The following is a 15,435-nucleotide window of genomic DNA, read 5'->3' on the forward strand; positions in this document are numbered from 1 at the left end:
ATAGGTAGGCTGCAAACCAACCCGACAACCGTTTGCACGGCAGCATGTGGCAGTTTCAATCCCTCATAGGTAGGCTGCAAACGCATGCTCGAAACGATGCAAAACGAAACGCTCCATGTTTCAATCCCTCATAGGTAGGCTGCAAACGCCGCATCAAGCCGACGGCCCTCGTCCTCGTCGACGGGTTTCAATCCCTCATAGGTAGGCTGCAAACCGCCCCGGCTGGGCCTCCCCGGCGCCGGAACGCGCGTTTCAATCCCTCATAGGTAGGCTGCAAACTTGCGTCTGTCGAAAAGCAGGCTCTATCGTTAGTAAATAGTTTCAATCCCTCATAGGTAGGCTGCAAACCATGGCACCGAGGCCGGCGGTCTTGATGTACCGACCGGTTTCAATCCCTCATAGGTAGGCTGCAAACGGGCGTTTTTATTTTTTCAAGGAAAGGAGAACGATCAGTTTCAATCCCTCATAGGTAGGCTGCAAACAAGGCGTGGAGGAATTGTTCCGCCTCATTCACGAGGGTTTCAATCCCTCATAGGTAGGCTGCAAACGCCGTTCGATCCGGCGGCGGGGATTCCGGGGAAGCGGGTTTCAATCCCTCATAGGTAGGCTGCAAACTGGGAGATTATGGCCCGGGCGGCCGAGCAGGGCGCGGGTTTCAATCCCTCAGAGGTAGGCTGCAAACCCCCGAAAAGCCGGTCGAACCGTACGGGCCGGAAGCGTTTCAATCCCTCATAGGTAGGCTGCAAACAAGCGGCGGGCGGATTCTCCCGGACGACCGGGTTTTGTTTCAATCCCTCATAGGTAGGCTGCAAACCCGTGGGGCGGACAGCCCTACGGTTTTCTCTTGCAAAGTTTCAATCCCTCATAGGTAGGCTGCAAACTCGCCCGTTACGCGCATCGCACCGGCGGAGCTGCCCTTGTTTCAATCCCTCATAGGTAGGCTGCAAACACAGCATGGAGCGGCCATACTATCAGAGGTGCTAGGTTTCAATCCCTCATAGGTAGGCTGCAAACCGACGTACCAGGCGGCCAGGGAGGCAGCCCTTGAGGGGGGTTTCAATCCCTCATAGGTAGGCTGCAAACAGCGATTTTAGCGGCCTTCCCGTTGTGCGAGAAGAGTTTCAATCCCTCATAGGTAGGCTGCAAACCCGCAGGCGGGGGATGGCCTTTGGCGGGTCTTTTCTAGTTTCAATCCCTCATAGGTAGGCTGCAAACCGATCCGTTTTTCCGGACCGCCCAGGTGCTTGCGCTCCGTTTCAATCCCTCATAGGTAGGCTGCAAACTCGGGTCATTGGCGCGAAGGCTGCTCTTTACACCGGGTTTCAATCCCTCATAGGTAGGCTGCAAACTCGCCGTCTGTCATGACCTCCATCTCATCGCCAAGAGTTTCAATCCCTCATAGGTAGGCTGCAAACCGGGATGACCAGAGCCGGGTGATCGGCGCGAAAGGTCGTTTCAATCCCTCATAGGTAGGCTGCAAACGTCGTCATCGCAGCCTTGTTCGCCGCGGCGCCGACCGTTTCAATCCCTCATAGGTAGGCTGCAAACTGCCTGAGAAGAATGAGGGGAGGAAGGAAGATGCGCGTTTCAATCCCTCATAGGTAGGCTGCAAACTCGACTGGCGATCGGAAAAAATGCGCCGGGCGAACGAGTTTCAATCCCTCATAGGTAGGCTGCAAACTTCTGTCGCTGTCACTTGTGTCGTCGCGACCGCGACGTTTCAATCCCTCATAGGTAGGCTGCAAACGATTCGCAGAACCGCAAGGACTTCGAGATCAAGACGCGTTTCAATCCCTCATAGGTAGGCTGCAAACACGCCCAGGCCAGACGCACATCTTCCGACGGTATGCGGTTTCAATCCCTCATAGGTAGGCTGCAAACAGAGAAAAATTGCACTGGAGCGCGATGCGGATATCTAGTTTCAATCCCTCATAGGTAGGCTGCAAACAATCGTACCGACAGCGTCCACAAGCGCCGGCGCCAAGTTTCAATCCCTCATAGGTAGGCTGCAAACCAAATCTTGCGCAAAAAATTTACGTCCTGAAAACCGGTTTCAATCCCTCATAGGTAGGCTGCAAACAGGCGAACGCCGTCGATCTCCTCGATCGCCATGAAGGTTTCAATCCCTCATAGGTAGGCTGCAAACGAAGTGGAGGTACGCCTCTCCCGCCGCCTTTTCCGCGTTTCAATCCCTCATAGGTAGGCTGCAAACCACGTACAACCGCATTCTTAAACTCTTCCTTTAACTGGTTTCAATCCCTCATAGGTAGGCTGCAAACGAAGCGAACCGGTTGACCGGTTCGCATAAAACCATGTTTCAATCCCTCATAGGTAGGCTGCAAACTTTCTTCTTCTCTTTTCCCTTACATATTTCATTTTAAGTTTCAATCCCTCATAGGTAGGCTGCAAACCGAGACGGTCATGTACCTGCGTCGCGGCCCCGTGGCCGTTTCAATCCCTCATAGGTAGGCTGCAAACGGAACCCGGATGAAAGGTCACCCGAAGCGGCGATTGTTTCAATCCCTCATAGGTAGGCTGCAAACGAAGACGTGTTGCAGGACATCAGAACGAATATCTAGTTTCAATCCCTCATAGGTAGGCTGCAAACCATCCGGCGGCGCCGCTGGCAGCGGTGGCGTCACTTCGTTTCAATCCCTCATAGGTAGGCTGCAAACATTACCATGCTGGAGCTCCGCTCACTGCTCGATCGTTGTTTCAATCCCTCATAGGTAGGCTGCAAACCCGTCGCCACGGCCGCGCCGTCGATCGGCGTTCCGGGTTTCAATCCCTCATAGGTAGGCTGCAAACATTACCGGCGAGCTGACTGTAGTCGGCGGCCCTGCGCGTTTCAATCCCTCATAGGTAGGCTGCAAACCAAACGACAGGTTCATTTACGAATACAGCATCGACGGGTTTCAATCCCTCATAGGTAGGCTGCAAACGGAAGATGTCCGCACAGGCGGTGGGCTGCACGTCTACGTTTCAATCCCTCATAGGTAGGCTGCAAACGAACGGCGATTTTGAACAGGTCCCGTTTGAATTCATCGTTTCAATCCCTCATAGGTAGGCTGCAAACAAGCGTATGTTGAACGTCCAATCGAATTGGGGGCGCAGTTTCAATCCCTCATAGGTAGGCTGCAAACCTGTCCGGTTCCGCGTAGAGAAAGAAGTTCCCCGTTTCAATCCCTCATAGGTAGGCTGCAAACACGAAAATGCACATCTTGGAAACCGTGAACAGCGATGGTTTCAATCCCTCATAGGTAGGCTGCAAACGCGGCGCCAGACAGAGAAAAGCCGCGGGATTTCATAGTTTCAATCCCTCATAGGTAGGCTGCAAACGTTTATAGAGAACATCTTTTATATTGGCTGTGTACTGTTTCAATCCCTCATAGGTAGGCTGCAAACGGTGACTTGTAGGCGTACTAAAGGCGGACACTATGAGTTTCAATCCCTCATAGGTAGGCTGCAAACGCTCATGTTCTTGCAGAGTACCGGCGCACCTGAGAGTTTCAATCCCTCATAGGTAGGCTGCAAACTGTTTACCATTAGCGTCGTTCGTATTTTCGATACGCGTTTCAATCCCTCATAGGTAGGCTGCAAACGGCGAGCTCAGTTTCGGCCTCTCGTTTTGTACGCGCGGTTTCAATCCCTCATAGGTAGGCTGCAAACGGAGGCCCCCCCTGCTAAGCTGGTGCGCGTGAGCGGGTTTCAATCCCTCATAGGTAGGCTGCAAACCTGATGGCGAAGCCGACGCCGACGGCACCTCTGCGTTTCAATCCCTCATAGGTAGGCTGCAAACTGAGCGAGGAAGGCAATCAGACGTTCACTTTCCCGAGGTTTCAATCCCTCATAGGTAGGCTGCAAACGGACGCCGACCAGGCCCTCGAAGCGGCCATCAGCCGTGTTTCAATCCCTCATAGGTAGGCTGCAAACGCGCACGGTCTCGCGCAAAAAGAAAAGAGAGTGCAAAGTTTCAATCCCTCATAGGTAGGCTGCAAACCGAAGCCTGCTTAAGCGCGATTTCCGTCGTGAAAAGTTTCAATCCCTCATAGGTAGGCTGCAAACCCCGCATCCGCGCGGTCGATGCCGCAACGCATCGCTTGTTTCAATCCCTCATAGGTAGGCTGCAAACGCGGGTTTGTTTTTCGGCGGACGTCCGCGCCGTTTGTTTCAATCCCTCATAGGTAGGCTGCAAACGCCCATATCTTTACCTCCTCGGGAGTAAGGCGTTTGTTTCAATCCCTCATAGGTAGGCTGCAAACCGCTCAAGCTACCGATCAACAAACAACTCGGGTTTGGTTTCAATCCCTCATAGGTAGGCTGCAAACCACATATGCCTTACCAGCCTCGATCACCAGCGTGAGTTTCAATCCCTCATAGGTAGGCTGCAAACTCATGCACCGCCTGCTCGACGGGCAGCATGAGCGTCTGTTTCAATCCCTCATAGGTAGGCTGCAAACTTTTCTCAAGATAATTTTAGAATCGTCTATTCAAAGTGTTTCAATCCCTCATAGGTAGGCTGCAAACCATCCCGCCTCCATCAACCCATGCTGTATCATCACGGTTTCAATCCCTCATAGGTAGGCTGCAAACCGGGAAACCGGTTCACAAAAAAATCATGCGGAGGCGAGTTTCAATCCCTCATAGGTAGGCTGCAAACTTATCGCGTGCGCGCGCTTGTGCTTGCCGCGTGTACGGTTTCAATCCCTCATAGGTAGGCTGCAAACTACACCATGCCCTCGTAGTACACGCGGCCGGGCGAAAGTTTCAATCCCTCATAGGTAGGCTGCAAACCGTCACGCCGTACGATAGCCCTGCCGTCTTTTGTGCGTTTCAATCCCTCATAGGTAGGCTGCAAACATGCTCATGTAAGTGATGACATGCCCCATAGAGCAACGTTTCAATCCCTCATAGGTAGGCTGCAAACCGCTTTTCCGCGCCGCCGAGACCGAGCCTACTCACGTTTCAATCCCTCATAGGTAGGCTGCAAACGCTTTACACTCCGAGCGGGCGCCCGCGATGAGCATAGTTTCAATCCCTCATAGGTAGGCTGCAAACCCTCCTGCCAGTAGAGAGGCAGTACGGCGATGAAAGTTTCAATCCCTCATAGGTAGGCTGCAAACGACCATATGTTTAAAGCTGTTTTTCCATTTTCAACTAGTTTCAATCCCTCATAGGTAGGCTGCAAACCAAAAATAACGTTAATCATAAAGCACGCTAATCCTTTACCGCAAAAAAGATCCGCTGCGCTATCCTGGAACATTCGCCGCTCTGGCATCATCATAACAGGATTTTCGCCAAATATCAAGATGTCGTCGATCCCCCGGGATTTTCGCTCGATTGGGGATCGACGACAGCATTCCCTCCACGTCAAAGCCCATACAAAAGAATCAAAGCAACAAAGCAAAAACTGTCAAACATCATTCCTACGAGAGGATCAATGGACCGGAAGAAGCGCCGATCCCCCACTCATCGGCCAGCGAACGGCTCAGGAGGCCAAGTTCATCGTCATAGGGAAGCTGCGTTACAAGCGTATCGAGACTGGCATAATGTTCAAACGCTTCGCGATACGCGTGCAACCACTGAATCCGCACCGGTACCTGAAATTCGACCATCCTCCACCGGTCTCCTTGCTCGATCAACCGAAGCGCCTCATCGACGAAACGAAGCGGAATGACATCGACCGACAACGAACCCCGTCGCGTCACAAAGCGCTGGAGCATCTCCGCATCGGAAAGATCGATGGTAAACGTCCCGAGCGCCGTTTGAACCCATTCGAGATTTTCCCGTCCCTCTCGAAAGGCATCCTGCCACGCATGACTCCTAAGATAAGCGCGATAGACTTCTTCATTAGCGTCCAGCCAGTCTCGATCCGTCGGCTCTGGCGGAAGGTTTTTGAGGATCGAGCGACTGAGCGCCAACACTTCTTCATCATACACGCGCCCCCGGGCGATCGCCGACCCATCTTCGTAAATGACAACCGGCGCAGGGGCTCGATTCCCGGACCGGTTGACCCGTCCCATGCGCTGGACGAGCGCATCGACCGGCGCCAGGTCCGTCATGAGCACATCGTATGAGATATCCAGGCTGACCTCCACCACCTGCGTCGCCACAAAAATCGTGCCGGGCACCGGATGCGCGACGGCCTGCTCCCGCCGCTCGCGGTCGCGAAAGATAAATCGACCATGATAGAGATGGAGTTTCGGCCACCGAACCTCCTCTTTCAAAGCGCGGTATAGCCACTGCGCCTCCTCCACGGTGTTGGCGACGACGAGGACCGCTTGGCCGGCTCGGGCAAACTCGACGATCTCGTCCATCCGCTCCACCAGACTTCCGGGACGAAGCTCGACCCGGTGACGACGCCGATTCCAAAGCGGCGGTTCGGCTTCTACGATCCGATCCAAGGACACGATCTCCTGAAACCGTTCCATCAGCGCCTCCGGAAGCGTGGCGCTGGCCAAAGCGATTCGGCGTGGACGCTCCCTTTCAAGCGCCGCCCAGAGGAGTCCCAGCATATAAGGCTCGTAAGCATGGATTTCATCCAGGATGACGGCCGCCTCCCTGGACAAAAAACGTCGCTCTTCCCAATGTCGTCCGTGAAGATGGGCCAAAAGCCACTGATCCAGCGTCGCGACCGTGACCGGGCGAGCAAAAACGCGGCTCAACAGCCGTACGTTCTCTGAGCGGTCGTCCAACGTTTCTTCGAAGGCGGATTTCCGCAGCATGTACGAAGCCCGGCCATGGGCCAGCCCGACAGCATCGTCGCCGTAGATATGCCTTAACCGTCGCCACATCGCATTGACCGTCGCCTGCGTCGGAAGCAGATAGATCACCCGGTTGGCATCGCCCGCCCATCGAAGGAGCGCTTCCGTCTTTCCCGTCCCGGTCGGCGCCCGCAACCAAAAACCGGAAGCTTCCGCCCGCCCCGCTGCCACCTGAAAAGCTCGCCAGACAAACGCTTTTCCCTCCGACTCGGAGCGATGGTTCAAAAAACGCTCCAGCTTTGCGCCGCCCGCCTTCAAGTACAATCCCTCGACCGATGCGACGCCTCCAGACGCCAGCCAGTCGGCCAAATGGAGCGTCGTCATGACCGCCGCGTACCGTTTGGAATCGTTTTTTTTGAGCACATCGATCAGCCGGGCGGAAGCGTTGAAAAATCCATGCAGGAGTCGGGACAGATCGTCTTTCATCAACTCTTTGGCCAGCGCCAGCACCCTTTCGCCGTCAGGAAGAACGATCGGAGGATGTGCCTTAAGCCGCCGCGCCGCTTCGTCGAGACGCCTCCAAATCGATCGAAAAATCTCCTCATAACCGCCTGCATAGCGGGGGAGGCCAAAACCCACAAACAAGTCGCCGTGAAGGGACGAATGATGGGCCAGGACCGCCGCCGTAGCCGGCAATTCTCGACGACGCTCGCGCAAAGCACCTCCAGCCGCTCCCTGCGCCGTCTCATCGCCCGCGAGGGCCGTTGCAGGCGATTCTTCCAGGAGAAGTTCGGCCGCCAGCACAAAAGGCAAGGCGGCAAGCGCATGAGGAAAAGTCTGGCCGCGTCCGGCGGCGATGCCCTGTCGAAGGCGGCACATCTTTGCTTGAAAATCAACCGTCGCCTTGCCGATATCGTGCAAAGCACACGCCATCAGGGCCCGAAGCGCAAGCAGCGGCGATTGATCAAAATGCCGCTCTACCAGCCGTTCCCCGAGTTCGAGGACCGCCGTGAGATGGTCCAAAAGCGTAACGTCCGGCTTGGCGAAAAGGCCGCCGCAGGGATCGGCCGAAAAAGCGGCCGGTTTATCCCCTTGATCAAAGGAGGGCGGGCGAGCCTCCCGATCGTCCGGCCTGTCGGCCCGGCTCAGTTCAGCCATGCGAAATTCCTCCCGCAGCAGCGCCACGCCGAGGCTTCCGGAATTTCAACCATGACCCCATACGCGAGAAAGCTCATCACCCTCAGGCGATCGGACTTGCGGACCCCGCGCGGATCGACCGAAAACCGAAGCGGAACCGGCTCGACGATCGGCGGCATCAGGCGGGCGCCCGCCGCGAGCATCGGTCGTAGATGAAATTTGCGCACGTCGAAGGGGAGCACGGTCCCGTGAAAGCGGGGCTCCCCCGCTTCGACCGTCTCAAATGCAACCGTCTCCACTTCCGCCAGCTCATCTTCCCGACCGAGCGAAAGGGGGTAGATCGGATCGTCAAACGCTTTGGCCAGTTGCTGAAGAATCCCTGAGTGCGAAGGTTCCTCCGGACCTGAGACTGAAGCGTCCTTTCGCAAAGCCGCTTCCGCTTCTCCGATGAGCACCGTATACCGGACGCCAAAGAGGATTTCCCGCAAATAGGGCGAACGCTGCATTTTCCCCTTGTTGATCTTAAGGAGCGTCCAAACATCTTCGCCGCGCCCCGGCTGTGTTTCGCTCCAGACGGCGATCTTGAGCTTCGAAGCCGGTCCGTCCGGCCGCCACAGCTCATGCTCTGAAAGCCCGAGGGCCGCCCCGATGAGGCCGAAAATCGTCGTCGGCGGAGGGAGAGGAAACGTCCGTTGATAATTGATATCAAGCGGCCTTCGGAACGAGGCGAAGGGCGCCCTGAGCGTCAGGCGGAGGGCCCGCACCACAGCGCCGTCACCTCGTCTTTGGCCCGGCGGATCGCTTCATGAACCTCCCCAACCTCCCCATAGGCCCCAAGAGCGCGCTTTACATCCTCTTCGTTTGCCAAAAATCCAGCATCCATCCCGAAGAACGTTTTTACCTGATAGGGTTTAAACCGGTCGAGGGCCGCTTTCAGCGGATCAAGATCAAGGGTGATCGCTCCGTTTTCGTATCGGGCCATAAGCGCCTCAAGAAAGACCGGGTGCTTGACGCTGAGAAACGTGAGCGCGACAAACTTCGGCGAAAGATCCGCCAGCATCCGTGCCGATCGCCCGCCGCCCCAGAGAAGACCGAGCGCATCCAAAAGCGCGTGCAACCGCTTTTCCCGTTCTACACTATCGAGGGTACGCGATCCTGCTTCTGACTTTTCGCCGAGCTCTCGCGCGGTAAAGACGCCGACGCGATCGAGTTCGATGAGGACCGAACCGCGAAAGACGTTGGTGTACACTTCGGTCTCAAACATATTGCCGCCCGCATCCATCGACTGATTGTACTTTTCAAAAGAGCGGGTCCCGAGGTCGCGATCGCCCTGATAGGGGTAAAGACCGATCGCCGCCGATACGCGAACCGGCGAAGTGCGCCGCTTCGACCCGGAGGCATCGAGATAACCGAAAAGGTCTTCGTCGATGAACTCCCACGGCCGTCCCGGCGGCGTGACTTCCTGCCCGTCCACCTTGGCGAACGGCTCCGACAGCGAAAAGCCCAAATCCGCCAGGCGATCGCGGAACATGCGGCGGATCGCCTGTCCCGAGATGTAAGGCAAGGCGCTTCCATCCGGAAGCGTCACTTTTTTGGCGACCACGACGTTTCCTTCCGTATGCGCCGCGTTCACATTGCCGGCGGACACTTTGCTCAGATACCCGATGGCCATGGCTTTAACCATGAATGACGCCTCCTTGCTTTGAATTATTGATTCTATAATGCATTCTGGATCGGCGATCTCGGATCCTTTTACGAAACCGAGCGGTCCAGCGCTTCTCCTTCTGTCTCTTCTTCTTTGCCGCCATTTTCTGCCCGAAGATAGGCGTTCATCGCGTAGATGGCGAGCATCGTTTTGAGGCGAATCCAGGGTACGCCGGCGATCCGATCGCCGGCTTCGAACATGAGAAGCGCTTCGGGCACCGTCATCTTCAGGCGGAACTGAATGTCATTAAGGACGCGATAAAACTCCTGGATGTTTTTTGCATTTCGCATCATGTACAGAACGCCCATCTCTTTTTCCTCAAAGGCCTTCTTCCCCAGCGAATAGCCAAAGCCGGACAGCATCTTTAAAAATGACGGGTTCATCCGTAAAACCTCCTCGGCGTAGTGATCGAAAAGAACGAGCGTCCCGGCGACAAGCGGCCGCCGATCCTTATCCCGCGCCCGCTCCTCGTACAGAAACTGCTCGATGGCCGGGAAAGGATCCTCTTCCGTGAGGACGGCCCGGGCCACCCGATCCCGCCAGATCGTCTCCTGACGCAGACTCCGATCTCCACCGGGTTGACGGCGCTCCCGGACAAACTGCCTGAAGATCCGGCCGATCACCCTCCCCGGACTCGAAAAACCGACCGTCGAAAGACGGTCAAACCACCGCTCGTACCGGCCGTAGTGCGCTTCGAGCCGGGAAAACGTCCGGATCGACTTGATTTCGAGCGCTTGTCCGAACGTCCCATGGATGGCATACAACGTAAGCGGCACCGGCACCGTCGCTTCCACGTCAAAGAAGCGCCGCAAGATCGCCAGACCCCCGTCTTGAGTCGCCCCTAGATTTCCCCCGTTTTCCGACGCGGCCGATCCGTCGCTTGCTCGGAGGCGCGCGAACAGATCGAGTAAAAGCCCGAGCGTCGACTCATGGACATACGGCCCATAAAACGCCATCGAAGCGTTGCCGCTTTTGGTTGCCTTAAGCTGCGCAGGCCGGATGTGGTTTTCGTAAAGCCCCTTCATCGTCGAAAGTTCGCCGTGAAAGATAAAAAAGTGCATGTATTCTCGTCCCGCCGCCCGCCATAGCCAGCCGAGGTATCCGGCGGCGCCGGCGAGGGCGCAGCGGGAACAGAGGTCGATCCCCTGCTTGGTCATCGAATAAAAATTGCCGAAGTTGTTCGGAGCGACGGCGAACGGAAAGACCCACATCCCCGCCTGCGTCGTCGGTGCCTCGGCCCCGCAGACGGTACATCGCCCCGGTCGGGCGCTGAATTTGAGCTCAAGCCGGTAAACCGGCGGCTGGGTGGGGTAGGCTTTCTCTTGTCCGTTGATCAGGCGCTTGACCTTTTCCCCCGAATCCGGCGTTACTTTAATAAAAAAGTTAAGCGGATACACCCAATTTTTCTTCGGATACGAACGAAGGCTTTCGGTCGAACGATCGTAGTACTCTCCCGTATTGCCGGTCGGCTGAACGTACCGGTCGGTCAACCACGCCAGCACCGCATCGACGGGATGCGGCCCCGGGCCGAGCTCCGCATGGAGGACCGCAAGCCCGAGATCGATCCAAAAATGCCCGCTCGGCGCTGACAGATGAAACGTCGCCGTCGGCACGGACGGCTCCTTCTGCCGCCTCGCCATCGAAGGCTCTCCCCCTTTTGCGGCCAATCCCCCAGGACCCTCCGGGCGTCGAACCGCTCGATGCCCGGTCCACGCCGAAGCGCGACCCGGATCGGTCCGACATGTCCACCGCCTCGCCCGCCTCGATCGACGGTCCGCGGGCCGACGATCCGGAACCCTCCCCCCGAGGGCCGGAACACCGAGGCCAGCTTACCCCTTTTTTACCCCATCCAGGGTGACAGAACGTGACACTCTGGATCGTGCAATTATTTTCTCAGCTTCGGCGACGATTTTGTCGCGAAGTTCCGTCGGTTCGAGCACCTCGGCGGCGGCGCCGAATTGCATGATCCATCGCTTGATCTCCTCGAGGCCGAGGACGCGAAAGAGAAGAACGAGCGACCCGTCGGGCTCTTCGACGGCCTCCTGGGACGGGTGCCACTTCCGACCGCGCATGTAGCGGGCCTGCTCCGGAGTAAAGCGGACGGCGACCCGCACCATCTTCTCGCCCCGTTCGAGGCGCCAGGCGGCCGCGAAGTACGCTTCCGGGGAAAAACGCTCCGGATCCGGCGGAGCGAACGTCCGCCCGGTCGGTTCGATGGCGCGAATCCGGTCGACGGCAAAGATCCGGAGATCCTGCCGCAGGTGGCAAAAGCCGACGACGTACCAGGCGCCGTCGAAGTAACGGAGATGGTACGGCTCGACCTCCCGACGGGTCACCTCGCCGCGGGAGGCCGAGGCGTACTCGAGCACGATGCGGCGCCGGCCGTCGATCGCCTGGCGCAGCGCATGAAGCCGCTCGGCCACCTCGCGCGCATCCCCCCGCAGAGGTTCAAAGGCAAAGGAAAACATGGCGCGAAGCTCCTCCGGATTGACGCTCACCGACTCCGGAAGCCACGCCGGCAGCTTGGCGACGAGAGAGCGAAAGGCGTCCTCGAGGCCGGTCCCCCGCATCGCTTCAAAAGCCGTGTGGGCCAAAAGGAGCGCCACCGCCTCCCCGGCCGAAAGGCGAAGCTCCGTAAAGGGACCGATCGGCGGCTGCCAGTTCGGGTCCGTGAGGACGTAACCTCCCCGGCGGCGGTCGAACTCGATCGGGGCTCCCCAGTCGTCCCGCAGTTCATCGAGGTCCCGGCGGACCGTCCGAAGGGAGATCTCGAGCATATCGGCGAGCTGGCGGGCGGACGGCGCGCGACCCGACCGAAGCAGCATGAGCAGGCGAAGCAGCCGGTACCGCTGGTTCCGTCGCGTCCTCATCGCCACGAGATTTCCTTTCTTTCGACGATACTCGCTTTGAGATTACCATGAATTCCTTTTTTCTGCAAGAAAATACCGCCCGGCCCGGGGACCGGACGGCTTCTCATCTTGCGAGCGGACGGCTCCTGAAGCGCAGCGCGATCAAAACGGGAGGTTGCGGATCCGTCGAGAAGCCCGACGCCCGAAGCGGTTGAAGACCGAGGCGCCAACGTCCGCCGCTTAAAGGATCTTGCTCAAAAACGTCTGCGTCCGCGGGTTTTGCGGCCGAGAAAAGATCGCCTCCGGCGTCCCGACCTCGACGATTTCCCCCTGGTCCATGAAGACGACCCGGTCGCCGACCTCCCGGGCAAAGCCCATCTCGTGGGTGACGACGACCATCGTCATCCCCTCCCGCGCCAGGGACTTCATCACGTCCAGCACTTCCTTGACCATCTCCGGATCGAGGGCGCTCGTCGGCTCGTCGAACAGCATCGCCTTCGGCTTCATCATGAGCGCCCGGGCGATCGCGACCCGCTGCTGCTGCCCGCCGGAGAGGGCGTCGGGATAGGCGTCCTCCTTGTCGGCGAGGCCGACCTTCCGGAGCAGTTCCCGGGCGTCGGCGACGGCGGCGTCCCGCGGCCGCCGCCGGACTTTCATCGGCGCGAGGATGAGGTTTTCCAGCACCGTCATGTGCGGGAACAGGTGAAAGTGCTGAAAGACCATCCCGAGCTCCCGCCGGACGGCGTCGACGTCCGTCTTCGGGTCGGTGAGGCGGACGCCGTCGACGACGATCTCCCCCTCGTCGACCGTCTCGAGGAGGTTCAGGCACCGAAGGAGCGTGCTTTTCCCCGATCCCGAAGGACCGATGATGACGACGACTTCCTGCGGGTAGACGTCGAGATCGATCTTCTTCAGCACGCGGTTTGTCCCGAAGGATTTGCTCACGCCCCGGACGGAGATGAGGGGCGCTGCGGGCTCATGCGTCTCGGGCGCCGATCGTTTCTCCAGCATCGATCGCGTAACCTCCCTGCTCGCCGTGACCGCTTCACCGAAAACGGTCGGGCACCGGCGACGCCGCCTTTGGCCCCGGACGCCGGCGAACCGAAGCGCTTCCGACCGCCGCCTGCTTACACGCCAACGCTTCCCGCCGCCGCGTTTCACGCCGGTGCATCCCGGCCCGTCGCCTCCGGCCTCAGCCGCTTCGGCCCGCCGAAAGGCGGCCTTCGAGGCGGTGGATGAGGGCGCTCAAGACGAGAGACAGAATGAGGTAGAGGACGAGCACCGTCAGAAAGGCCTCCCACGGCCGCTGCAGCGCGCCGTTGACGATTCGACCGGCGTTCGCAAGCTCCGGAACGGCGATGGCCGAAAGGAGGGACGAGTCTTTGAGGACGATGAGAAATTCGTTCCCCAGGGGCGGGATCATCCGCCGGAGCGCCTGCGGCAGGATGACGTAGCGCATCGCCTGGGCGTGGCTTAAGCCCAGGGAGCGGGCGGCCTCCATCTGTCCGCGGGCGATGGACTGGATGCCGGCCCGGAAGATTTCCGCGATGTAGGCGCCGGAGTTGACGGCGAGGGCGACGATGCCGGAGACGATGGGGCTTTGGGCCTTGCCGAGAAGGGTCGGAAGGACGGCAAAGTGAATGAGGAGAATCTGGACGAAAAGCGGCGTGCCGCGGAAAAATTCGATGTAGACGACCGCCGGAACCCGGAGCCACGCCCGCCGGGAGAGCTTGGCCATCCCGGCGAACAGGCCGATGACGAGCCCGATGGCCACGCCGGCGACGGAGAGAATGAACGTGTAGTAGACGCCGCGGATAAAGAGTTCCCGGTAATTCCAGATGATCTCCGGGCGAAAATCCAGAAGGTCGAGCACCGTCCGTCCCCCTCACCCGTGCCGGCGGCGCGATCTCATTCGACGTCCGCGCCGAAGATCTCCCGAATCACGCCTTCTTCTTTCGCCTTTTTCAGCGCGGCGTTGATCCGATCGAGCACCTCGGTGTTCCCTTTTTTGACCATGATGCCGTAATACTCTTTTTCAAAGGACGGATCGTCGAAGTAGCGAAGCTTCGCCTTCGGGTTGTTTTTCACGTATTCGATGACGACGGCGTTGTCGGCGATGACGGCGTCGGTGTTGCCGCCGAGCATGTCCTGGATCGCAAGCGGCGTCGACTCGTACGCCTTGATCTTTGGGCTCGTCTTGCCGAGGAGATTTTGCGCGACGATGTGGCCGGTCGTCGCGTTTTGCACGCCGACGTAGCGGGCTTTCGTCTTGAGATCTTCAAGCGTCTGGATCGGCGAATCTTCGGGGACGAGGACGAGCTGGTGGGCGACGTAGTACGGATCGCTGAAGTCGTAGGTGAGCTTCCGTTCGTCGGTGATCGTGATGGCGGAGATGGCCGCGTCGACGCCGCCGTTTTTCACTTCCTGAAAAAGGGAATCCCAGGGAAGGTTCCGGATCTCCACCTGAAAGCCGCCGAGCTCCCCCAGCTTGTGGATGAGGTCGATGTCCCAGCCGACGATCTCGCCCTTTTCGTTCACGTACTCAAAAGGCGCATAAGCGGCGTCGCTTCCGACGACGAGGGTCGTCTTCTCGCCGCCGGCCGCCGGCCCCTCGGACGGCGCACCGCCTCCCGCGGCGCCTCCCCCCTGAGAACCGCCGCCGCACGCCGCCAGACCCGCGCCGAAGGCGACGAGAAAAAAGAGCGGAAGAAGCCTGCGCCCAAGACGACGAAGCGCGGCCGGCGTTTCTGTCTTGCGGTCCCGATCCATCTTCGGTCTCCCTTCCCTTTCTTCATTCTCCATTCTTTTCAAGAGAAACCTACCCCTTCTGCATATGATTGCGAGGCGGTGCATTCATATGCCTCTAATTCTAAACGTCCGCCGCCGGTTGTCAACCTTTATCCCGTTATCACGGTAAAGCAAAATTCTTCAAATGCGCTGCTGCCGCCCCAAGAGACAGGCCGGAAAAAAAGCGCCCCGGCCGGGGCGCCTGAACCACAAAAAGCGATCCCTGTTCCACAAACCCGTTTCCCGTCTCAAA

General features: G+C 58.4%; 8 protein-coding genes, 1 pseudogene and 1 CRISPR repeat array (1 of these 10 running past the window's edge). All 9 genes and pseudogenes read right to left on the reverse strand.

All coding sequences use genetic code 11. The features are described from left to right. Positions 1-5,190: direct repeats of the CRISPR family, unit length 30 nt; unit sequence GTTTCAATCCCTCATAGGTAGGCTGCAAAC (it extends 608 nt beyond the left edge of the window). 236 nt (positions 5,191-5,426) lie between these two features. Then, positions 5,427-7,088, reverse strand: a complete 1,662-nt coding sequence (cas3, locus tag K2M58_RS09280) for a CRISPR-associated helicase Cas3' (protein ID WP_252393439.1) — start codon at positions 7,086-7,088, stop codon at positions 5,427-5,429. Between the two features lie 24 nt (positions 7,089-7,112). Further along, a pseudogene (locus tag K2M58_RS13020) lies at positions 7,113-7,862 on the reverse strand (CRISPR-associated endonuclease Cas3''); the annotation flags it as partial. Then, positions 7,850-8,608 (reverse strand): CRISPR-associated protein Cas5, encoded by a 759-nt coding sequence (gene cas5 / locus K2M58_RS13025; RefSeq protein WP_220677328.1) that lies wholly within the window; start codon positions 8,606-8,608, stop codon positions 7,850-7,852. The pseudogene K2M58_RS13020 and the gene cas5, both read right to left, overlap by 13 nt. Beyond that, the gene (gene cas7i, locus K2M58_RS09290) at positions 8,587-9,525 is read right to left on the reverse strand and encodes a type I-B CRISPR-associated protein Cas7/Cst2/DevR (protein WP_220677329.1); all 939 of its coding nucleotides are present in this window, start codon (positions 9,523-9,525) and stop codon (positions 8,587-8,589) included. Before cas7i ends, cas5 begins: the two co-directional genes overlap by 22 nt. Before the next feature lie 68 nt (positions 9,526-9,593). Beyond that, the gene (locus K2M58_RS09295; protein WP_220677330.1) at positions 9,594-11,186 is read right to left on the reverse strand and encodes a hypothetical protein; all 1,593 of its coding nucleotides are present in this window, start codon (positions 11,184-11,186) and stop codon (positions 9,594-9,596) included. A gap of 189 nt (positions 11,187-11,375) precedes the next feature. Further along, the gene (locus K2M58_RS09300; RefSeq protein WP_220677331.1) at positions 11,376-12,416 is read right to left on the reverse strand and encodes a helix-turn-helix transcriptional regulator; all 1,041 of its coding nucleotides are present in this window, start codon (positions 12,414-12,416) and stop codon (positions 11,376-11,378) included. Between the two features lie 219 nt (positions 12,417-12,635). Next, entirely contained in the window at positions 12,636-13,406 is a 771-nt protein-coding gene (locus K2M58_RS09305; protein WP_066199042.1) for an amino acid ABC transporter ATP-binding protein, read from the reverse strand. Positions 13,407-13,587: 181 nt separating this feature from the next. Then, the gene (locus tag K2M58_RS09310) at positions 13,588-14,268 is read right to left on the reverse strand and encodes an amino acid ABC transporter permease (RefSeq protein ID WP_245637631.1); all 681 of its coding nucleotides are present in this window, start codon (positions 14,266-14,268) and stop codon (positions 13,588-13,590) included. Between the two features lie 35 nt (positions 14,269-14,303). Next, positions 14,304-15,164, reverse strand: a complete 861-nt coding sequence (locus tag K2M58_RS09315; RefSeq protein ID WP_220677332.1) for a basic amino acid ABC transporter substrate-binding protein — start codon at positions 15,162-15,164, stop codon at positions 14,304-14,306. Positions 15,165-15,435: the final 271 nt, after the last annotated feature.

The sequence above is a fragment of the Hydrogenibacillus sp. N12 genome, assembly GCF_019645935.1.
Taxonomy (GTDB): Bacteria; Bacillota; Bacilli; order Thermicanales; family DSM-22653; genus Hydrogenibacillus; species Hydrogenibacillus schlegelii.